The organism is Bradyrhizobium sp. BLXBL-03 (genome assembly GCF_051853015.1).
Taxonomy (GTDB): domain Bacteria; phylum Pseudomonadota; class Alphaproteobacteria; order Rhizobiales; family Xanthobacteraceae; genus Bradyrhizobium; species Bradyrhizobium manausense.
Window position 1 is genome coordinate 6,583,456 of record NZ_CP182470.1, and the last position, 20,715, is coordinate 6,604,170.

Annotated in this window: 22 protein-coding genes; 9 read left to right on the plus strand and 13 right to left on the minus strand. The window is 60.1% G+C overall.

The window, feature by feature from the left end:
- Positions 1–16 precede the first annotated feature (16 nt).
- Entirely contained in the window at positions 17–598 is a 582-nt protein-coding gene (locus tag ACNJX9_RS31455; protein WP_439405857.1) for a hypothetical protein, read from the minus strand.
- A gap of 198 nt (positions 599–796) precedes the next feature.
- Positions 797–1,999, minus strand: a complete 1,203-nt coding sequence (locus tag ACNJX9_RS31460) for a polysaccharide biosynthesis/export family protein (RefSeq protein ID WP_439405859.1) — start codon at positions 1,997–1,999, stop codon at positions 797–799.
- A 261-nt stretch (positions 2,000–2,260) separates the two neighbouring features.
- Here ACNJX9_RS31460 and ACNJX9_RS31465 point away from each other — a divergent pair, with 261 nt between their 5' ends.
- The 3 genes from ACNJX9_RS31465 (at position 2,261) to ACNJX9_RS31475 (ending at position 4,697) form a co-directional block, all read left to right on the plus strand.
- Positions 2,261–2,890 carry a hypothetical protein gene (locus ACNJX9_RS31465; RefSeq protein ID WP_439405861.1) on the plus strand — a complete coding sequence of 210 codons (630 nt, stop codon included), beginning with the start codon at positions 2,261–2,263 and terminating at the stop codon, positions 2,888–2,890.
- 74 nt (positions 2,891–2,964) lie between these two features.
- Positions 2,965–3,240, plus strand: coding sequence for a hypothetical protein (locus ACNJX9_RS31470; protein WP_271601041.1), 276 nt, complete (start codon positions 2,965–2,967; stop codon positions 3,238–3,240).
- Positions 3,241–3,434: 194 nt separating this feature from the next.
- Positions 3,435–4,697, plus strand: coding sequence for a hypothetical protein (locus ACNJX9_RS31475; RefSeq protein WP_439405862.1), 1,263 nt, complete (start codon positions 3,435–3,437; stop codon positions 4,695–4,697).
- A gap of 10 nt (positions 4,698–4,707) precedes the next feature.
- Here ACNJX9_RS31475 and ACNJX9_RS31480 read toward each other — a convergent pair whose 3' ends face one another.
- Complete coding sequence (locus ACNJX9_RS31480; RefSeq protein WP_439405864.1) at positions 4,708–5,337, minus strand: transglutaminase-like cysteine peptidase; 630 nt, start codon at positions 5,335–5,337, stop codon at positions 4,708–4,710.
- Between the two features lie 244 nt (positions 5,338–5,581).
- Here ACNJX9_RS31480 and ACNJX9_RS31485 point away from each other — a divergent pair, with 244 nt between their 5' ends.
- Entirely contained in the window at positions 5,582–6,265 is a 684-nt protein-coding gene (locus tag ACNJX9_RS31485) for a metallophosphoesterase family protein (protein ID WP_439405866.1), read from the plus strand.
- A 2-nt stretch (positions 6,266–6,267) separates the two neighbouring features.
- On the plus strand, positions 6,268–6,987 hold the full coding sequence (locus ACNJX9_RS31490; RefSeq protein ID WP_439405867.1) for a hypothetical protein: 720 nt from the start codon (positions 6,268–6,270) through the stop codon (positions 6,985–6,987).
- Between the two features lie 28 nt (positions 6,988–7,015).
- Here ACNJX9_RS31490 and ACNJX9_RS31495 read toward each other — a convergent pair whose 3' ends face one another.
- The 3 genes from ACNJX9_RS31495 to ACNJX9_RS31505 all read right to left on the minus strand — a co-directional run bounded on the left by ACNJX9_RS31495 (position 7,016) and on the right by ACNJX9_RS31505 (position 8,331).
- Positions 7,016–7,462 carry a hypothetical protein gene (locus ACNJX9_RS31495; protein ID WP_439405869.1) on the minus strand — a complete coding sequence of 149 codons (447 nt, stop codon included), beginning with the start codon at positions 7,460–7,462 and terminating at the stop codon, positions 7,016–7,018.
- Positions 7,463–7,753: 291 nt separating this feature from the next.
- Positions 7,754–7,993 carry a hypothetical protein gene (locus ACNJX9_RS31500; RefSeq protein ID WP_220001571.1) on the minus strand — a complete coding sequence of 80 codons (240 nt, stop codon included), beginning with the start codon at positions 7,991–7,993 and terminating at the stop codon, positions 7,754–7,756.
- An 86-nt stretch (positions 7,994–8,079) separates the two neighbouring features.
- A complete protein-coding gene (locus tag ACNJX9_RS31505) occupies positions 8,080–8,331 on the minus strand; it encodes a hypothetical protein (RefSeq protein ID WP_439405871.1) in 252 nt (83 codons plus the stop codon).
- Between the two features lie 183 nt (positions 8,332–8,514).
- On the opposite strand from ACNJX9_RS31505, the gene ACNJX9_RS31510 reads away from it, so the two are divergent.
- Positions 8,515–9,681 (plus strand): hypothetical protein, encoded by a 1,167-nt coding sequence (locus ACNJX9_RS31510; RefSeq protein WP_439405873.1) that lies wholly within the window; start codon positions 8,515–8,517, stop codon positions 9,679–9,681.
- Between the two features lie 33 nt (positions 9,682–9,714).
- On the opposite strand, the gene ACNJX9_RS31515 is transcribed toward ACNJX9_RS31510, so the two are convergent.
- The 4 genes from ACNJX9_RS31515 to ACNJX9_RS31530 form a co-directional block, all read right to left on the minus strand.
- Positions 9,715–10,002 (minus strand): hypothetical protein, encoded by a 288-nt coding sequence (locus ACNJX9_RS31515; RefSeq protein ID WP_439405875.1) that lies wholly within the window; start codon positions 10,000–10,002, stop codon positions 9,715–9,717.
- 134 nt (positions 10,003–10,136) lie between these two features.
- Positions 10,137–10,553: a hypothetical protein gene (locus tag ACNJX9_RS31520; protein ID WP_057748023.1), complete on the minus strand. Its 417-nt coding sequence runs from the start codon at positions 10,551–10,553 to the stop codon at positions 10,137–10,139.
- 266 nt (positions 10,554–10,819) lie between these two features.
- On the minus strand, positions 10,820–11,230 hold the full coding sequence (locus ACNJX9_RS31525) for a hypothetical protein (RefSeq protein WP_439405877.1): 411 nt from the start codon (positions 11,228–11,230) through the stop codon (positions 10,820–10,822).
- A 492-nt stretch (positions 11,231–11,722) separates the two neighbouring features.
- Entirely contained in the window at positions 11,723–12,421 is a 699-nt protein-coding gene (locus ACNJX9_RS31530; protein WP_271601031.1) for a LuxR C-terminal-related transcriptional regulator, read from the minus strand.
- A gap of 824 nt (positions 12,422–13,245) precedes the next feature.
- Here ACNJX9_RS31530 and ACNJX9_RS31535 point away from each other — a divergent pair.
- The gene (locus ACNJX9_RS31535; protein WP_439405878.1) at positions 13,246–13,587 is read left to right on the plus strand and encodes an H-NS histone family protein; all 342 of its coding nucleotides are present in this window, start codon (positions 13,246–13,248) and stop codon (positions 13,585–13,587) included.
- A gap of 1,257 nt (positions 13,588–14,844) precedes the next feature.
- On the opposite strand, the gene ACNJX9_RS31540 is transcribed toward ACNJX9_RS31535, so the two are convergent.
- Entirely contained in the window at positions 14,845–15,105 is a 261-nt protein-coding gene (locus tag ACNJX9_RS31540; RefSeq protein ID WP_057747575.1) for a hypothetical protein, read from the minus strand.
- A 90-nt stretch (positions 15,106–15,195) separates the two neighbouring features.
- Between ACNJX9_RS31540 and ACNJX9_RS31545 the strand changes: the two genes are divergently transcribed.
- Both ACNJX9_RS31545 and ACNJX9_RS31550 read left to right on the plus strand, forming a co-directional pair.
- Entirely contained in the window at positions 15,196–16,362 is a 1,167-nt protein-coding gene (locus tag ACNJX9_RS31545; protein WP_439405880.1) for a PqqD family peptide modification chaperone, read from the plus strand.
- The gene (locus ACNJX9_RS31550) at positions 16,349–17,428 is read left to right on the plus strand and encodes a nucleotidyltransferase family protein (RefSeq protein WP_439405882.1); all 1,080 of its coding nucleotides are present in this window, start codon (positions 16,349–16,351) and stop codon (positions 17,426–17,428) included. Before ACNJX9_RS31545 ends, ACNJX9_RS31550 begins: the two co-directional genes overlap by 14 nt.
- 38 nt (positions 17,429–17,466) lie before the next feature.
- Here ACNJX9_RS31550 and ACNJX9_RS31555 read toward each other — a convergent pair whose 3' ends face one another.
- Both ACNJX9_RS31555 and ACNJX9_RS31560 read right to left on the minus strand, forming a co-directional pair.
- Positions 17,467–18,780 carry an HlyD family type I secretion periplasmic adaptor subunit gene (locus tag ACNJX9_RS31555; protein WP_057747578.1) on the minus strand — a complete coding sequence of 438 codons (1,314 nt, stop codon included), beginning with the start codon at positions 18,778–18,780 and terminating at the stop codon, positions 17,467–17,469.
- 3 nt (positions 18,781–18,783) lie between these two features.
- Positions 18,784–20,670, minus strand: a complete 1,887-nt coding sequence (locus ACNJX9_RS31560) for a type I secretion system permease/ATPase (protein WP_439405884.1) — start codon at positions 20,668–20,670, stop codon at positions 18,784–18,786.
- Positions 20,671–20,715 lie beyond the last annotated feature (45 nt).

A 20,715-nucleotide genomic window follows, 5' to 3' on the forward strand; every position in this document is an offset into this window, starting at 1 on the left:
CGGTTGCCGGCGGCCCTTAAAAGAAGCAATCGATCGGATAGATCTTCAGATCCACATTCAGGCGGCTGTTCCGGGTTTGCGCCCGGAAGGCGTAGAATACTCCAAGATCATCACTCCCCTGATCGAGTTTTATTCCAGGGGTCAATTCATCGGGCGGGACCAGAAGGCCGATGTGCCGGTTGATTGCGGAGATCTCGATCCGCTCCTCCCCCTCGCCAAAATGGCCGCTGAGCTGGGTGACGGTAACCTTGGGCAGGCCGCGCCGCTGGTGACAGACCTCCTCCTCCCAGAGCTTGGTCTGCTGGACCAGTGGCTTTCCCGAGCTGTCGGGAACGGTGATGTCCGGGAATGACGGGTGCAGCATCCCGAAGAACTTGCTCTCCCTCGAGTTGGCCGACAATCGGACGGTGAATGTGAGCTCCCCCTTGGCGCTTCTGAAGTGCTGGAAGATTGGCGCGTCGGGCTCCGCAGAGACCACCACGTCGATCCGGTGGCGGATGCCGAGCTCACCAGGCGCGCCAAAGGCCTTCGCCGATGGGGCAAATCCCAGGGCAAATGGGACGAGTGCCAGACAACACGAGACTGCTCGAAAGCGCATGATGCCTCTTGCGACCCTGCGGGGTGACCGATGACGGGTGGGCCTTACGCGGTGGCGCCTTGATCCGGATCTCCTCGATCCGTTCACGCCATAAGTGAACGCGAGGCCCTGGTCTTCGAACGAACCCCGGATCCCTTAACGAAAATGGCACCGGGACAAAGCCCGGTGCCATCGATCGTGGTGGATCAAGAAGGCGTCTTACGGCGCCAGCTTGATGTTGTTGCGGAAGATCAGCGCATCGTTGCCGAGGTTAATCGCATCAGCGCCGGTCGCCATGATCACCCGCAGGTAGGTCAGGAACTTAACAACTTCGATGTTGCGCGAGTTCGAGACGTAGATGACGTCGCCATTCTTCATCATGACCTTGGTGGAGAGGAAGAAGCCACCCGGATCACGCAAGTTGATGCTGAAGATGACCGGGATGGTCTCGGTGGTGTACTTGTTGATGTCGATGCCGAGCTGGGCAGCGACCTCGCGCGGCTCGCGGCGATAGAGGAACACGCCAGCCGGTTCAGCCTGACCATCGAGGAGACCACCGGCCTTGCCGACCGCTTCGCCGAGGTTGATGCGCCAGGCATCGAAGTTGAATTCGCCACTCTGACCGCTCGCACCGAATGCCAGGAACTTCTGCTGTTCGCGGTAGACATAGATGCTGTCATCCGGGCGAACATAGATGTTGTTCTCAGGCGTCATCACGAGGTTCTCGAACGGCACGGTTGCCCGCCGTCCGCCACGCTCCAGCATGACCCAGGTCTCGAAGCCCTGGCCCTTGATGCCGCCGGCCCGGGTGATCGCATCGAGCACCTTGTCCTTGGCACCCGCCGCGCTCGCCGGATACCGCGCCGGATTGTTCACTTCACCCAGCACGCTGATGAGCTGCGTCCGCTGGCTGGCCATGGCCACCACGACCTGCGGCTCGATGGCGCGATTGGAGATTTTCTCGACGATCGCGCGCTGGATTTGCACCGCGGTGAGGCCCGCCGCCTTGACCTGGCCGGCATAGGGCACCGTGATGAAGCCGTCATTGTCGACCGACTGGTCCGGGATCGTCACGAAGTTGCCCGGACGGACGCCGGCTTCGGCCGGAATGAACAGACCGCCTGCGGCGGCTTCGAAAATGGTCACGCTGACCACGTCGCCGATGCCAAACACGATGCTGGCCGGAGGCCGCTTGTCCGTGAACGCACCCGCGAGCCCCTTCGGCTCGTGCGTATGCAGAATGTTGACCGTGGCCGGGTTGAGCGGCACCAGCTCATAGGCCGGAGCGTTCTCCGTCTGGACGTGATTGTTAACGTCATCGATCAGCGGACCAGAGCCCGGATTGGTCGAGCACGCCCCGAGCGCCAAAACGGCCGCCAGAAACGCCGGCTTGAATAGATAGGTCTTGGCAAAGGAATGCATCAACGCGCCCCATAGTCCCCCATTACTCCTGATTGGTACGGCGGAGTGGACGGTGCGACAAGGGTTCCGGGGCCGGGAACGCCCAATGAGTCCGCTACTGTTGCGTGCGGGACACTGTTTGGGGCCCAGTTTAACCCTTTGTGACCATTTGTTGTATTTCGTGTGCTCGATCTGCGAGCAGGCCGCTCACCCGAAGGGCGAGACTTCTCGGAACGCGGATGCTTCTGATAGGATTCGCACCGTCCCAAGGAACTTGTCCGCGTGCCCCTTTCCATCCTTGTCGCGCTTCTGGCGGGATCGATTCTTGATCGGAGCCCCAAAGTTGGGCCGGGCACCCCAGGCAAGAATCCCGCCTGGACGACGGCCCTGTGTGCCAAGTCTCTTGGCGTGGCGAGGAGCCCATCCGCCTGCCTAGGCGCTCCGATCGTTCGGATCGCGGGCCCCTCCTCGCCGCCCTCACTGTCGTCCTCGGTCTGGAAGTTCAGCAGGACCCAAGGCACCAAGGAGGGCGAGACCTTTGCCGCCATCACCAAGACGGCCGACACCACCCAATCCGACCCGGACTTCGCCGGCCTGATCGTCCGCTGTGCGCCCAAGGGCAAGGTCGATGTGCTGGTGGCCCTGATTCGGCCCTTCCCGCCGCGCAGCCACCCCCAGGTCACGATCGCCGCGAGCAATGGCGGGACGCTGACGGTCGAGGCCAGCATGGCCGCCGCCGGCGCCGCTGTCCTGTTGCCCGATGAGGTCTCGGCCTTTGCATCAGGGAAATGGCAAACGACGCCCTCGTTGGCGGTGACGGTCAAGGAAAGCGACAGCGAAATCAAGGGCGTGGTCGCTCTGACGGGACTTCGTGAGGCCTATAATTTGCTGGCGGCCAATTGCAGCCAATAGACCAAATTTAGCCATAACACTTAAGGGTCCTTTTAGGGTGGGGAACCTAAGGTCCGGAGCACGGAGTGTTTCGGATGACCGAGCTTTTGATTTTCAGCTTTCTCGCGGGCGCCGTCCTGGGCCAACGCTTTCGCGTCCTGATGCTGCTGCCGGTGACCTTCTTCCTGGTGCTGACCGTGCTCCCCGTCGGGCTGATGACCAGCCTCGGCTTCCTCGCAGGTTTGAAGGCCGCGGTGTTCGCAGCAATTGCTCTGCAGGCCGGTTATCTGTTCGGCTCCGGCGCTCGCTTCGCTCTCGCAGCCAGCAGGGCCGCCCGCGTGGTCGCCCGCCCAGCCAAAGCAGCGCGCTGATTCCGTTAACTGAGCTCCACGATCGATCTCCCTTGGTTGGTCTTCACGACCTGACGGGCACCGATAAATCTTCTGCGAGCGCGCCATAGGCTTGAGGCGAAGCTGTTCGCAAGCGGCAGACCTGCTGTTTCAAAACGGATCGACGGCTTGTATGGTGACCTGACAGGTTCAGGATTCCTCGTCGAGCGCGCCGTTTGTCCCTCGCTTATTTTGCCCTCATCATTGCCATTGTTTCCGCTTCCGTTCTCGAAATTGCCGGTGCCAAGTTTGGTGCGCAGCTCGGGATGATGGCTGCGGCGCTGGGCCTATTGGCGACCGCCGCAAGCGCGCACAAAGCCGACTACGAGCACTATCTGCGCGCCACGCATTTCGGCCGATGGATTCTGATTGCGATCCCGCTCGGCATTGCGCTCCAACTCGCGCCGGTTTGGTTGGGTTTGGCGCATCCGATCTGGGCCAGCACCCATGATGCGCTTGGCGGCGTGCCACTCGGGCCGATCACGGCCGACATCGGCTCGACGCTGAATGCCCTGCTGCAAGCCGTAGCGGCGGTCTCGCTGCTCGGCGTCACGATCGTGGTGGTCCGCGACCGCAGCCGCGCTGAACTGGTGCTCTTGGTGCTGAGCGGAACGACCGCCATCGCGGCCCTCGCCATGGACCTTCATCGGATCTTGCCCGGATTGATGGCGGCGACGCCTGCCGATCTGGCCACCACCATGGCGGGCCTTGGCATCATGCTCAATATGGCCGTCATGCAGCTTGCCGCCGAGCGCGCCGAGACGCGTCACTCGCTGCTGCGCTCCATCACGATCGGTCTTTACGGCCTGCTCGGTGCATTGGTGAGCGCGCTTGCGATCTTCGGTTTCTCCAGCGCCAACAGTGCGGTCGCAGCCGGCTTCGGCATCGTGTTGATCCTGTTGGTCCTGGTGATCCGCAGACTTGACCTGTCGCCATTGGCCGCCGGCGCCTTGGCTGCAGCCGGGCTGATTGGCACGGCGATTGTCCTGACATTCCTGTTTGAACAAAGCTCCGGGCTTGCCCTCCTGCGCCTCGTCCCTGACGTCGGGACCGAAACCAAGGCCGCGTTGGAGCGGATGTTGGCCGACACGCGATGGTTCGGTGCGGGGGCCGGGACTTTTTCGGCCCTAGGGCGGATCTATCAGAGCGACGCAAGTGAGGTCCTGTTGGCCCCCTCGACAGCGACAGCCATCTTCGCCGACATGGGATGGATTGGTCTTGCGGTCGCAGGTGTGGCGTGCGTGCCGGCCTTGATCCGCTTGTTCTTTGGCGCCTTGCAGCGCGGGCGCGACTCGTTCTTTCCGACGGCCGCCGCAGCCTGTGTGTTGTTTGCGCTGGTTCAGAGCTTTGCAGGTCCAGGATTGCTGCGCCCGGCAGCAATCCTGTGCTTTGCAGTGATCCTGGGACTGGGGCTCTCGCAGAGCGTCAGCTCACGATAGGCCAAGATCGTCAGGCGTCGCGATCGCCGCTCAGTGAGGCCCAATAGTATGGGTTCTTCGGCGTCTGGATCCGGACCCAGCGATAGGACTTCTTCGACCACGGCAGGATATGCGTGGTGAGGTTATCCAGCACGAGATCGCCAGCCGTGGTGCGCACCACGACCACCAGATGGTGCTCACCCCAGGGCACCACGACCTCGCTGAGCAGCACCGAGCGCGCCGGGAATCCCTTGGCGATCAGGTCGTGGCGTTTTGTCACAGCATAGTCGTTGCAGTCGCCGCTCGCAGGATGCAGCAGCCACTTCTCCCCGCGCAGCCCTTCCAGGTTCGGCTCAGGACGGATCGAGTCGTTGACGTCCCGATTGACCTGCTGAAGCAGCGCCAGGCGCTCCGGCGTCAGCTTGAGGCGACCGCCCCGGAACACGATGCGCTGCGTTGTCGGCTTACACTCGTCCTTGTACTTGAGGCAAAAGATGGTGAAGGCCATCGGCGCCAGCGTGGGCTGGTCGAACTTGATGTGCTGGATGGCGCCCCGCAGCGCCGACGGCGCGCCAACGAAAGCGGCCTTCGCGCTGTGCTGGACCCCGACAGCCACCGCAACAGCGGCCGCGGCCGCCAGGAACTTTACAACTTTGCGCATGTCGCGCTCCCCATTCTTGTCGGGGAAACGCTACGCGAGACCTCTTGAAATACGGCTCAAAGGCCGCACGATCCTTTAATCAAAATGCGGATGTGTCCGTCAGAAACAATTAAGAATACCGATCCCAGACTTGTTCTGCTAAGAGCGTTTCGGCGTCCGCTCGCGACGCAAAAGGCGATTCGACCGACCTGATGGGCCTATCCACACGCTTACGCAAGAAGATCAAGCCGCGGCTCCCGACGGCGTGAGAATCTATGCGATCGGAGACGTGCATGGCCGCGCCGATCTGCTTCAGTCGCTGTTAACCGTCATCGACGCCGACCTTGCCCGGTCCGCGCCTCGCCGCGCAATTCAGGTATTTCTCGGTGACTATGTCGATCGCGGTCCGGACTCACGCGCCGTCCTTGATCTGTTGATCGAACGCTCGAAATCGCACGAGACGGTGTGCCTGAAGGGCAACCACGAGGTCTTCCTGCTCGAGGTCTTGAAGGATCCATCGCGTCTGCAGGAGTGGCGCCACTATGGCGGACTTCTGACGCTGGTGTCCTACGGCATCACACCGACGATGAACCCTACGCCAGAACAGCAGGCCGATCTGATCGAGGCGTTGAACCGCGCGATCCCACCGGAGCACCTCGCCTTCCTTCAGCAATTGCCCTCGTCCTTCACGTGCGGCGACTTTTTCTTCGTCCACGCCGGCGTCAAGCCGGGCATTGCCCTCGACCGGCAAAAGGACGAGGATCTGCTTTGGATCCGCGAGGAATTTCTCGAATCCGAGCGGCGCTTCGGCAAATATGTCGTGCACGGTCATACACCGGTCAGCACTCCCGACATCCGCCCCAACCGCATCAATATCGACACCGGCGCCTACGCGACCGGCAACTTGACGCTGCTGACCATCCAGGGCGATAGTCTGCTCGCAATTTAATAATGGTTGCCGCGCGGCTGGTTCAGCCTTTCGGCATCACCTGGTTTTCGGATTCGATTGTGAACCGCATTGTCCCGCTTCGTATCATCGGAATTTGTGTCTCGCTTGTCCTTGCGCTTTATGCAGGCTTCACCTTCTTCAGCGATCTCGTGCGGCCGGGCTTTCGAGCGGAGGATTTATTCTCAGGCGTGCTTCCGCCCGACAACGCCAATCTGACCATCGCCCGGCTCGCAGCCCGTGTCTCCTTCGACGGCGACTCGCTTGCGAATTATGCCGCTGCGACGGCTGCGAACGTTCTGCATCGTCCGGCATCCGATACGACGAAGAGAACCGAAGAAAACAAGGCGGCCCAGGATGCCGTCATGTCCGCGCTGAAGGTCTCGCCAATCCGTCCCGCATTGTGGCTCACGCTCAGTACGGTCAAGGCGCAAGTGGGGGAGCCGACGACGCCCGCATTGAAAATGTCCTACCTAACCGGGGTAGTGCCGGTTGATGTTGCCTTTTCCCGCGTCCAGACCGTGACATCGAGCGCGGCTGCGGCCGACGATGAGATCAGGCTGCTGGCACAATCCGACATCCGCTCGGCGCTCGCCAACCGCGCGCGCTACGCCCCTCTTCTGATTGCGGCTTATGTGCAGGCAACCCCTCAGGGCAAATCGCTCTTGACGGAATCAGCACAAATGATCGATCCCAAATTCAAGGATATCCTGCTTCGGTACTGACACCGAACGCGGGTTGATCGGGTGCCTCTCAGCGCCCCGGTTTCGGGGCCAGGGGCACGAAGTCCTGCTCGCGGCGCGGCTGGTCGGATCTTCCCTGGTAGATGAACGTGCCCTTTTTCGTGGTGACGATGTCGCCTCGCTGCAGACTTTCGTCATTGAGAATACGTTCAGTCGCGACAAGATCAGGGTCTTCCGGGACAGGCTTGTAGAGTTCGGGATGCGCGCGACGCTCGCGCGAGGCTTCCTTGGCGCGCTGTCTGGCCTCGTCGATCCGCTGCCGCCATTGATCGCGCGTGAGCTCCGGCTCGCTGGGCGGAAGATAATCGTTGATGGTCGGTCCCGGCTCGTCTTCCGCAAGGCAAGGCGTCGGGTCAACAAGGCAAGCTCCAAGACCACCTGATGCCGCAACGAGGGCACCAAGCAGGACGCTGCGGAGCGCGCCATTTAACAACAGATCACGTCGCGGGGGATGCACCGTAAAGTCTCCAAAGGACTGAACATAAAAGGGACTGGTCACAAAAAGGGGCTAATCACCAACCTGTCTCAAGCTTATACCCTTGCGGATGGCCCTCAAGGCCAGCAATTTCCCGGCCGGCGGAGGTATGACGTCAAGCGGGCAATGACCCGCCCCCTAGCCCGGCCGTCCTCAAAAATCGAAAAACAACCCCATGCACAGTAGCGGCAACAGCCGGCCGGAGGTCTACTGTTTTCCCGAAATGCACTTGACCCTTCGGGCAAAACAAGCGCATGTGGCATCGTCCGGCGATTAACGCCGAGCTGAGCCGCTACCCCGTGTTCTGTTGCCGTAATAAGGCTGGGCCCGCCCGCCTCTGGTGATCGGCGGCTGAATTTGGCTGGGGATATTCGGTGTCGCCGTGCTCGGCGATGGCTGCGACGGATTGACGATAATGACGTTACGATCAGGCGTCGAGGGGTCATTGACCCCCTGCGCCCCGACGGCTGCGGGCACGAACAGCGCGACCGCGATCAAAGCTAAACGTTGCATGCGATATCTCCCGATCAGCAACGTTAGGGTGGCGATCACCGTTCCTTCACAGTTGCTTCACGGCTGCTTCACGGTTCCTTGGGGTCTTACCGCCGCGGCACCGCAATGAGCTTGCCATCCCTCCAAACGCCCTGGGCCGCTGTTCCGCTGGGCAGTGTACCCGGCGCCAAATTCCGGATCGCAGTGGGGCGAGAAGCCTCGGTCGTCTGGGTCTTCTTGGTGGTGGGCGTGGTGATGATGCTGGTGCTGGTCAGATTGGCCTTGTCCTTGACCCCTTGTGCAAAGGAAGGCGGCACCAAAAGGGCCACAAACGTGAGTGCCATTAAACCGTTGCGCATGATCAAACACCTGAATGAGAAGCTCGCTGGAATGTCACAGGTTTTCGTCCAAAAGCAAGCTCCTTGGGACGGCCTGAAGAGGCTCTTGCAAGCTTGACCACGGAGCGACCGCTCTCGGAGAGGCGGGCCTGATGTGGAAAAGCCTAGCGAAACAGCCTCATCCGAGCTAGTTGATCGACCGTAATGACCGATCCCGGCGACACTGCGGCCAACGCTCCGAACACGCGAGAGATCAAGGCCGGCTTTGTCCGCCTTCTGTCGGATCGCATCGGAGAGACCTCCGCCGATCCCAAGCAGCTGCGGGAAATCGTCTACGAGCTCGCCCGCGTCAAGCTGCGCGAGCAATTTACCCACGCCGACGCGCGGGAATCCTGTGATCTCCTGCAAATTCTCGAACGCGCCATCGAAGAGGTCGAGCGTTCCTTCAAAGGCAGCGTCGCGGAAACATCCGCTGCTGTTCCTCCGTCTGTCGCTTCCCCGAGCCCGCCGCCCATTCCGGCAGCGCCTCCTGATTTGACCGTAGCGGCCGCTCCTCAGCCGGCAGAATCACCGTCCAAGTCCCCAGACCGCCCCAAGCGAAGCCGCGCCTTCACATCTGCCATTCGATTGGCCGTCCTACTCCTGTTGATCCTGGCGGTTGGAATCGGAGTGGCCTATTGGCCGCGGCTGAAGATACACTTCGCCGCCCTCTCGCAGCTCGCACAGCGACAGGCCGCGTCCCGGGATGCTCAGCCGCAGCCAGCGGCGCCGCCGAACCCACGCGAGACCGCGGAACGGACGCCGGATAGCCAAAAAGAGCCGGCGCCGCCGGCACAGCCCTCGATGCCGTTGCCGACAACGTTCGGGGTCTACGCCCTCAGCGACGGCCAACTCCAGGAGCTCAAGGCGGTCCCTGGAAAGATCCCGGACCGGCGCGTCGCGATATCGGCGGCCATCAACACGCCAAGCGCAACCACGCTGACGAGCGGAGATGTCAAATTCATCGTGTTCCGCCCGGATGGAGGGATGGATACAAGCGTGACCGAGGTTCGGGTCGTCGCCAAGGTCTCCCGCGCGATGGGCGTGGACGCCACCGGCAAGGCTGCCATGGTCAGCGCCGGCGATGCCTGGGTCATCCGCAGCATGTCCTACCCCTATAAAGTGGGCCCCGTTGAGGACCAGCCAAGAATGCTGTTGCTGCAGCCCGAGCAGGACGGCTTCACGCTTGCCCCGGGACGCTACATCGTGGTCGTCAAGGGCATGGGCTACGACTTCACGGTCGCAGGGACCGTCACTGATCCCACTCAATGCGTCGAACGCATCAACGCGACTAATGGTGCGTTTTATTCTCCCTGCCCCCCGCCCCGTTAAGCGCGAGGACGGCCAGCTTGCCGGGTTGCCTGACTAATTTTTGGCTTTGCTATCCTGGGGCGCATCGGCCGGCGCGTCGTCAACCTTGCCGTTGTTCGCGACACACTTGTTGAAATAGTCACGCCGCTCCTTCGCAGAGCCCTTGGAACTGCCGGCGGCCGGATTACCGACCTGCTTTGGCGGGAAAGCCTTTGCGGCCGCCGCGTCACATGTGCGCGCCACTTCGGCGGTGATGGCAGACGCCGTCGTGGGAGCAATCAGCGCAAACAAGCACGCCAGTCCCAACAACCTCCGGATATCTCTGACGGGCACCTTGCTCACTCCTTTGATCCACGCCGCGTGACGGGGGACCATATCAAAGACGGCCGAAACGCCCAACCGCAAAGAAGCCCGGATCATCGCGCCACAGCGCGTCGATTCGAGCGCTGGACGCTCTTCTGTGAAACAGATGCCGACTAGCTGTTGAGCTGCGGCGGCTTGAAATCCGGGAAGCGGGTCAGCATTGCAGCCTTGACGAATTTCAGGTGCGCAATCGTGCTGCTCAGCTCTTTGAGCCTGCGCTGGCCGTTGGAGATATCGGCGGCGAAAAGGTCTTGATGATGATTGTCCAGCGGCTCCCGCTCCAGATATTCGTCGGTGCCATTGCCAATGGTGACCGAGGCGCGCGCAAGAGCGTCATCAACACGCCGATTGAGGCCGGCCTGCTCCCTTTCCGCCTCCTGCAGCGCAGTATCGAGCGCTGTCATGATCGCCTCGATCCGGACGCGATCAGTCTCGGCGTCGCGCTCGGCCGAGCGGGCTTTGAAGCCCTTGTCCTCACGCCGGGAATTGAGGAGGTTGTGCGCGCGTGCCCTCAGGAATAGCTGGAACATTTGGGCCATCCCACGTTTGGATTTGAAGCGGCCACCATCGGTCAAATACGGTTAATAAAGTTTGAACGCTGTCGCCTGCTCGGCTCGACTTTGCGTGATCCAGGTCCGCCACGCCCCCTCATGCTTGAGGTAGAGTTCGAGCCACCTCACCTCGTTTTCGCCGGCGAACCCGTCGCTGATGTCACTGGTCGCCGGCGGCACGAGACCTTCGACCGGCGACCGATCCAAGGCCTCAAATTCCGCCGTTTCGTCCGACGACAGGCCGATCAGAACGCGATGCCCCTGCGCATCAACGAAATATCTTCGCGCGCATGGCGCTTTTGCTCAATCATTACGACGACCCTCACGGAGGATCCAGGGGCCGGAGAGTCCTTCGAGCCGTCGACTATAAATGCAACAAAAGCAATCAATGAGACCGCGCAAGCAGTCAGGCCCAGCAACGCAATAAGATACGCCATCTCCGATTCCTTACGCACGCCTCGCAATTGCAGACGTCTTTCAAATCTCGCAACAGGCTCGTAAGCTCTAAACTCCTGATCCGGTGCTCTCAAGGGAAGAGAGGAGCTAACCTTGCGGATGATCGTTACGAGGTGGGCGGGCTTCGGCCAGCACCGATTGAAGCCGGAGTATAGGGCGCGTAGAGTCGATACCGTGCCGACCGCCTGCGTGAGCGCCATGCTCGCACGCCATAGCCGCAGCCAAAACCTGCAGCAAAAATCGATGCCAAAATCAGAATTGCTGTCATTGGACTGTTCCTAAGTACTCGGAACGCGCCTCCCATCACATTTCATCGTGCAGATGTGACGACTTCAAGATGGCCGTCGCTGAAACTTTTGTCAGACGACGATGAAGTTTGTGCAACGGGTTGCTTCAGGATTAATCGCCCGCTGGTTGAGCGGCGCTCTTCGAAGACGGCACTGGGGCGCAGCGACCTTCATCTATTTTTCCGAATTTCATGCGGGGGCCCCTCAGCCTGCATCAACATGCCGAGACTGCGTGTGAGAGCAGGCTCACCGGGTGAGCGCTGCAGCCTTGCAGATTGAGCGCAGACTGGAAATTAGCGGCTTCGGTGGTTTCAAATGGTCGTTGGATGCTGGCTCTTCACCGCCGATTGCTGCGACAGCAGCTGCGGGCAGGATCTGGTACCGGGAGGACCGCGAATGGAATCCTTACTTGACGTCGGCCTCATCCTCTAGCGATGTATTGGACGGATCGATCTCCACGGGCGCAATACGTGCCTCCTGCTGCGAGATCGCTAGCGCCGCTAGTACTGTCCGGTTGGCAATTTCAAGCTTCTGAAAAATGTGATGCAGGTGGACCTTGATCGTTCCATCAGCAACATTGAGACGCCGCCCAATCTCCTTGTTGGACAACCCTTCCGATACCAGAGTCATGATCTGGCGTTCGCGATCGGTCAGCAGCCGTAAGGGCTTCTCGCGATTTGGCGTTTCGTCCTGATATCCCTCCGGTTCAGGCGAGGACACCGGCGATACAGCGTGACCCTGCGCAACCTGTCGCAACATTCGGACCAATATCTCAGGCTCGGCATCCTTAGTGAGCGCACCGTATGCCCCCTCCGCCATCACCGCGCCCAGCTCCCGCTCCGCGATAGAGGCGGTGAAGAATACCACTCGAGTGGCGAGGCGGTCGCCTTTTACCATCGCCAGAATGTCCGGCCCGCTGAGATCGGGCATCGAAAGCTCCAAAACGGCAATGTCAGGCACAAAGCGCCGGATCGCTTCGATGCAGCTGGTTCCGTCCCGGCAGGCAGCCACGATTGCAAAGTCGGGTTGCGCCGTAAGGATGCTGGTGATCCCTTCACGTACGATCGGCTGCCGGTCTGCAATGACTACCGTCGTGCGCCGCATGCGGTCCTCGATCTTGCTATTGCCAAACCCCGCACCGAACCAATTTAGTCCCGTCCGTCGGCATCTTCTTCAAAACCTCGGCCTACACATTAACTTTCATTAGACAAAAATGTCGCGCTCGGTGCCTGCCAACCCAACAACCTTCGATAGCGATGTTAGCGCATATCTTCCCCTGAGTGAAGAGCCCTCCGGAATAGTACGTCGTGCCGCCTGCGCAAGCGAATCAAGAAAAACTGGGGAAAACCCTTTTTAATCGGTAGTAAACATCATGATATTCGCCTGCAAGCTGCAGGCACACTCGGGGTTCCACCGGTTAGCCGCGAGGGCTCAGATCTCACATTCTGCGAATCGCGAGTATAACCAACGATATATAGGGGCCACTGCTGTTGGCATTTAAGGTCGAGCATAATCCGCACGCCAAGGGGGAGATTAGCAAAACAGCGCGCGCCCTTCATCAATAGTCATACTAATTAGTCGGTGCCTGCGACCGGAAAGATGGCTCCTCACAGATCATCGATGCCGGTCGGGTCAGTGTTTGTAACCAGTAGGTGGCCAATGTATCCTTTAGGTGCTTTACGGGAAACTCATCAAGCCCTCGTTGTACAATTTACGGAATTGCAGAGCCTACGAAATCGCGTGCTCGAGGCGGAGCAGAGAATGCTCGGCAGGCGACGGTCAACCAGACGGTCCGTCGGGAAGAGACAGGCCGCCCGGAGGTATCGCCCTAGCCGGCCCTAGCGATATCGGACCTGCATCGCCCTTGCCCGAGAGCGGCCCGACTGTTAAATCCCTGCGCGCCTAGCGGGGTAGTTGGGGACGGCTTCATGGAGACGGGCGACTGGGGTTCGATGACCACGGCTGAGCTGTGGGAACTCTATGACCAAGTGACCTCAGTGCTCAGTCGACGAATGGCCGCGGAAAAGGCCAAGCTCGAGGCACGACTGCGCAAGATTGAAGGTGGGGAGGGCAATCCTCGAACGGAGCGCGCACGCCGTCCGTACCCACCGGTGCTGCCGAAATATCGGAACCCTAAGAATCCGGACGAGACCTGGTCGGGTCGCGGCAAGCAGCCCCGCTGGCTCAGGGCGCAACTGCGGGCGGGCAAGAAGCTTGACGAGCTTTTGATCGCCCGATCGACGCAACGAAAGCGCCGTCAGAAGACGTAAGACCTGGCAAGATCGGGCGCATGGCGCACCGCTCTGTCCGCATCCCTCGCATGGACCTGATTTGCCGATGCGCGGGGTCGGCAATGAACCTCAACGATCCTCACAAGTGACAACCTCGCTAGCAGCCCGGGCGGCAGTCGGGTCCACGAGCTCAAGGTAGTCGCGATGGAAGGTCTCCACTTGGATTCGGCGGTCGAATTTCACGCGAACGCTACTCGGATAGACGCTCCGACCTACGATCGTCCCTTCAAGACCCGCGTAGCTCGGGTGGCGACGACGTCCAAGGTTGCTCATCGTGACGCGATTGCCTGGCTGGATCAGCGACAGTCCCGTTCTCTCGATGCTCCGTCGATCGTGTAGACTGCCCGACGGCTCGAACAAGCCCCTCTCACGCTCTCTCATATCTCCTCCCCAAATTAACCAGCAAGATTATTGATGAGGCGCCGGCATTTTAAGCTATTTAATCCAAAACGCATCCCGCTTTCAATCACGCCTCCCGCTTCGCACCTCGCCAGTGAAATTCGGGGAGAATGCAAGCAAGGTCAGCCGTGCTGCATTTTTCGACTCAGCAGAACCGTTTCTTCTGTTCCGGTGCAGACCAGGGCGGGGATAGCAAGTGGATCGCGTCTTGCTTGGACTATTGATGATCGGCAGCCTGCTACTCACGCTCCACTTTGCAGTCTCAGCGTGGCATAGCTCCGACGAGGATGGCGCAGCTGATATCCTCGGCAACTCGACATTGGTGAACTGTCAGCACGGTGGGTGCAGTCAGCACCGCTCGTTCATCGGGAGCAAGCCAGAATAGCCATGGCGCCGCCTGGCTTCCTCTTGCTGCGCATTTCCTGTGCTGTCCGGCAGATTGCAAATGTGAATTGCCTCACACCGCCCGAATTTGGTTCCGGCTAAGTTATCGCTGTACTACTTGAGGGGTCCCAGGCACCATTGGTCCGCCCGGCCAATTCAGTTGCACGCCTCTTGCATGCGAGTTACGGATGATCACAAATCCCGACGTTGTAAATCGATTGGCTGAAATGATCCGGCGCGATGAAGAGCTCTCTGCGACCGCTTTGGCACTTGCCAGCATGGTATCGCAATTGCAGCGCCTTCGCCAATTGGCTCTCGCAATGAGATACTCGCCGTCATGCACGCTGCCGCCCAACGATTGTCCTGATCGATCGATTTAATTTAGCCCATTATTTTTAGTTATCTTTTTCAAGCGAGGCAGCGATACGCGCTCGCGGAGCTCGTGCGCTGCCGCTAGTGAACTTCCGAGGGAAGCAGTTCGATCGCCCGATCCCTGTCCGCAATGGCAAGCTTTGCTCTGAGAGCCGGAGCAAGCCGTTCCATGATCGCGTGCCGCTGTGAGCGAATCTCCCGCTCGATCGCGTCCGAATAGACCGGAAGCGCGTGAATTGTTTCTCGCGGAACCCTGCAGAGCACCTCTCCGAACCCGGTAGCGACCCGCGCGCAGAGAGCCTTGCCGTCCCATTCAATGTCGCCGACGAACTCGATTGACATGTCCACCCCCCGTTGATTTAAAAATTTAAATTTAAATATTTATTTTATTTTGTCGAGGGGTATTATTGCGTTTGAGCGCGGAGCAGCGAGATGATTAATCTGAGGACTTCGATGGTAAGCACAACCCCAACCCCTATGGCTGGCCTCGTTTCCTGCCCAACCGTAGCTTTCCGTCCGGCCGCAGATAGCTCGTTCACATTGATGGACAATCGGCCCCTGGTCTTCAGCGAGCGTAATCAGCAAATCTTCGAACTCAACGGCATCGCCGCTTTCATCTGGTGCAAATTGCTTGAGAGAGCGAAAACCGAGGCGATTACGAAGGAACTGAGCAATTGCGGAATGGACGGCGCCGCGGCCTCTCGGTTGGTGCAGCAGGCCCTAAATCAATGGCTTGAACTGGGACTGGTCGATCTGGAGTGGGAGCCCTCGAGCGACTGGACGCTACACACCCGCTTTGCTCAGCGCACGATTGCCGTTCAATGCTCAAACGAGCAGTTGCTCGGTCTATTGGAGCCGCTCTTTGGACATTCCACGCGCGGGCACGGTCCGAGTGACATCCTCATAGAGGCGGTCGAGAACGCTGATCAGGCATTTTTTCGCCTCAACGGGGGCAGGACCTTCCGCTGCGAATTTGATCAGTTGGCACCGGCGATCAAGGCGTGTTTGACCGAGCGCCTCATCCTGAGCGATCGGGCGGATGTCGCGCTTCATGCGGCTTCGCTCATACGACAGGGCAATGGGCTGCTCGTCTGTGGCAATCCCGGCGTCGGCAAATCAACGCTCTCTGTGCATTTGTGCCACGCCGGATTTCAATATGGCGGCGATGACGTGGTGCTTATTACACCAGACGGAGAGGCCGAGGGACTGCCGTTTCCGCTCACGGTAAAAACGGGGGCTTGGGACATCGTCTCGAGATTGCGCAGCGATCTCAGGGATCAGCCCGTCCATCGCCGGTCAGACGAAGCTCGCGTGCGCTATCTCCCCGCCGTAAACGTGCATCATGGAAGATTTGCAGCCAAATGGATCGTCTTCCTGCAGCGGAGTGAAGGTCTGTCGACCAAGCTAATTCGGATCGGCCAAATCGATGCAATCGGTAGAATCCTGGAGGGCTCGTTCGCGGCGGACGGTAAGCTATCACGGAGACGATTCATCGCACTGAAGAGGATGCTCGCGGAGGCCGAATGCTTCGAGCTCATCTATTCGGATGCCGCAGATGCCGCGCGTGTGCTCACCGGACTTTGTCATGGCGATTCATAGCTCTGCGCTGCTCAGTTTGTGCCGTTGCCTGCGAGGTGTACTGCCATCTGATCCCGATTGGTTCGCCATTCTGGGACTTGCGAACGAGACGCTAACGACGCCGGCCCTGATCGATTTCGTGAACCGGTTCCAGCAAAGCCTGCCGGAAGAAGTATGCGCCTATGTGCGAGAGATCCATCGCCGCAATGAGGTTCGGAATCAACGGCTCACTGCCCAGCTGACCGAAGCCGTCGTTGCGCTTAATAATAGAGAAGTGACGCCGGTGTTGCTCAAGGGCGCCGCCACCCTTGTTACAGCCTCACGCGCGCAAGCCTCAATGAGGCTCATGGCCGACATTGATCTTCTGGTCCCGCCGGAGCAGACGCAGATCTCTCTGCAGGCACTCGCTGACATCGGCTACGTCGTGCACTTCCAAACTCCTGCCGCGAGTGAAAAATGGTGCACTGATCTCAAGCGGCCTCAGGATGTGGGAATGATCGACCTGCACCGGACCCTGCCGGGCCCCGCGTATTTTTACCGCCCGGCGGGCGACATCCTGGAGAATAGCAAGCTCACATCGATTGGTTCAGGGTCAGCGTACGTGCCAACAGCAGCTTACCAGGCTCTGTTGCTGACCATGCATGATCAATTCCAGGATTACGACTATTGGGTAGGCGGAATTGATCTAAGGCACCTCCTGCAGCTTCGCGACTTGGTCAACTCGCCGGACGGGCTCGATTGGATCCGGCTCGCCGGCTATGTACCAGGGAAACTGGCGCGAAACGCGCTCGAAACCCAGCTCATCGCCTTGACCGAGTTGTTAGGCGTCGACGTTCCCGCTTCGATGCGCGGCCGGCGCATTCCGCGCCTGCAGTTCAAAAGGCGAATCATGCAAGCACGTTTCCCGCTGGCGCGCTGGCCGCTTCTTGCCGCCGCCGTGCTTGACTACCGCAACTATCGCTGCGGGCTAGGCGCTGAATATCGGGGAGCCGGCCAATCCGGTAACGGCACTTGGGCGATGCCCAAGCGCGAAACCTTTCGGTTCATCATGGAAAGGGCCCGCGCCCACCGGGTCGGCAAGGTCTAGCTGATTGCGGCACCGGCGGCGCACCCTGTCATGTTCGGTTATCGTTCCTTCAGGGCGTGTTCGGCCTGGTCCCGCAATGGTTTCAAGAGGTAAGACAACGCGGTCCTTCCCGGCGTCTTGATGAACACCTCAACCGGCATGCCAGGCAGCAACTTGGCGGATCCCAATTTCGCCACTTCCTCCGGCTTGAGCAGCACCCGGCCAGTGTAGTAGCTGGTCCCGCTGCGCTGGTCCTGGGTGATATCGGCAGACACCAGACTGACTTCCCCATCAATTTCCGGCGTGGTCTTCTGATTGAATGCAGCAAAGCGCATCGTGGCCATTTGGCCGACATAGACTTGGTCGATGTCGCGTGGAGCAATCCTGACCTCGACCGCGAGTGTATCGGCGTCCGGAACAATCAGCATGATTTGCTCGCCCGGGCCGATGACGCCGCCAACGGTGTGCACGCTGAGCTCGTGAACACGGCCGGACTGCGGTGCCCGAATATCAATGCGATTGAGCTGATCGACCGCTGCCGTCTTGCGTTCCGAAAGCTCCGATAGTTTCGAGCGCGTATCGATCAGGTCTTTGCCGACCTCTGTTCGCAAGTCTTGATCGATCTGGATGATCTGCAGTCCGATCTCCGCAATCTTGCCTTTCGACTGGGCAATCATTCCCGCCAGCTGGCTGCGCTCGCCTTCGAGACGGGCGCTATCCCGCTCGAGCGAGTTGAGCCGCGTGATCGGGACCAGATTCTTCTGCCAAAGCGAGCGTACGCCTTCCAGCTCCTGGCGGATCAGATCGACCTCCTTCTGCTTGGCCTCAGCCTGTCCGGAATAGCCTTTAATCTCATTTTCCAGCTGGGAGCTCTTCTCCTCCAACTGGGCCCTCTGGCCGCCTCTCGCCTGACGCCGCAGATTGAACAGCGTACGCTCCGCTGCGATCGCACGACTTGCTTCGGAACTGCTCTCTTTGGTCCGATCGAGGAGCACTTTGGGAAAGACGATCTGATCGGCACCATCGCGCTCGGCTTCCAGCCGCGCCTGGCGCGCAAGGAGTTCGTCCAGGCTTTTCGTGACAATGGTCGCATTTGCCAGGGTTTGGGTCTCGTCAAGCCGGATCAGGATGTCTCCAGCGTTGACGCGATCTCCCTCCCGAACGCGCAACTCGCCGACAATGCCGCCCGTCGCGTGCTGAACTTTTTTCACGCTGGAATCGACCACCACAAGTCCCTGGGCAATGACCGCGCCCGACAACTGGGTGGTCGTTGCCCAGCCACCCATACCGAAGATCACGCAGCCGAACATGACCGCGCCCAGAATCATGTATCGCTGCATTGATTGCATCGCAGGAGCGATCTGGCTGCTCATCACCTATCTCCCATGCCCCTCGGCGACGACCTTGAGAGGTATAGGCGTTCGCAGCACCCTCCTGAGAACCTCTTCTCGCTTTCCAAAAGATTGGAGCCGTCCCTCCCCGACCGCGAGCACATGGTCAACGGCCTCGAGCGCCTTCGGACGATGCGCGACAATCACGACAATGCCGCCGCGCAGACGAACGTTCATAATTGCTTTGCTCAGCGCCTCTTCACCGTCTGAATCCAGATTCGAGGATGGCTCGTCGAGCACGACCAGGAAGGGATTTCCATAGAACGCGCGTGCAAGTCCAATACGCTGTCGCTGACCAGCCGACAGTGCCATGCCGCCCTGCCCGATTTTCGTGCTGTAGGCGTCGGGAAGCGAGAGGACGAGATCATGCACGCCTGCCGCGCGCGACGCTTCCAGGACCGCCGCGGCAGTCGCTTGCGGATCGAACCGGGCGATGTTCATCGCAATGCTTCCGTCAAAAAGTTCAACGTCCTGGGGCAAATAACCGATGTGCTTGCCAAGCGCCTCGGCTGACCAGTGCTCGAGCGCGGCATTATCGAGCTTGACCCGGCCGCGAAGAGACGGCCACACCCCGACCAATGCCCGGGCCAGGGTCGATTTTCCCGATCCGCTTGGACCGATGATACCGACCGCCTCTCCACTTCGCAGCTGGAATGAAATTTCACTGAGAGTTGCCCTCTCGGAATTTGGCGGGGCCACATAGAGGTGCTCGACCGTGAGCGTTCCGGTCGGCGCGGGCAAAGCCAGTCGCTCTTCCTCGGCCGGAAGAAGCTTCAGCAGGCCGTCCAGCCGATGTCCCGACTGACGTGCCGCGACAAATCCCTTCCAATTCGCAATCGCCGTTTCGACAGGCGCAAGCGCCCGAGCCGTGAGGATGGATCCCGCGATGATAATGCCAGCCGTCGATTCCTGATTGATAACCAGCACGGCGCCGACAGCGAGAACAGATGATTGCAAGATCGCACGAAAGATCTTGGAGGCGCCTCCGAGGCCGGCAGCAATGTCGCTCGCCCGCTCGTGAGCCGCAAGATATTTCGCATTGACGTCTTGCCATCGCAGCGCTGCCTGCCGGCGCATTCCCATGGCCTGCAGAACCTCGGCATTTCGTCGGCCCTCCAGAGCCAAGGCGCTGCGCGAGACCGCCAGACGCGAAAATGCTTTGGCCGGTCCCCGCGTCCGCGTCTCGGTGGCCACGGTAATGCCGACCAGGACGAACGCTCCGATCAGAGCGGTCACGCCGATCCAAAAATGGAAGAGAAAGCAGATGCCGAGATAAAGGGGCATCCAGGGCAAGTCGAACAGCGCAGTCGGACCGCCCCCGGATAGGAAGCTGCGCACCTGATCGAGATCCCGCAGCGGCTGCAAACCATCGGCGTCCGCCTTGGTTCGAAGAGGAAGCCGCACAATCGCATCAAACACGCGGATGCCCAGACGCTCATCCAGGTAGCGGCCGACGCGGACACTGATGCGGCTCCTCACGAGATCGAGCCCGCCCTGAAACAGATAAAGCGTGATTGCCAGCGCTATGAGTGCAATCAAGGTCGGGATGCTGCGGCCGGGAAGCACCCGATCGTAAACCTGGAGCATGAAAAACGATCCGGTCAGCATCAACAGATTGCTCATGCCGCTGAACGCCGCCAGCGCCCAAAAGACCAGACGGCAAGAACGCAAGACCGATGAGATCTCGGAGCTCGGCTCGTCATAGTGCTCGCCGGCCCGTTGTTGATCCGAGAACAGTCGCAGCCTAAGCGCTTCCAGCACCTGCTTCGTCCAGCCGATCAGCTCGGCAGTGCGAGAACGGAGTTCGGCTTGCTGGAGGAAGCGGCCAGCGACAGCGGAGACCTCCGCGAAATAGTCAAAGCACTTCGCCATCGCTGAGAACTGCGCTCGGCGAAGCTTCCGCGGCGGGGGGATCAC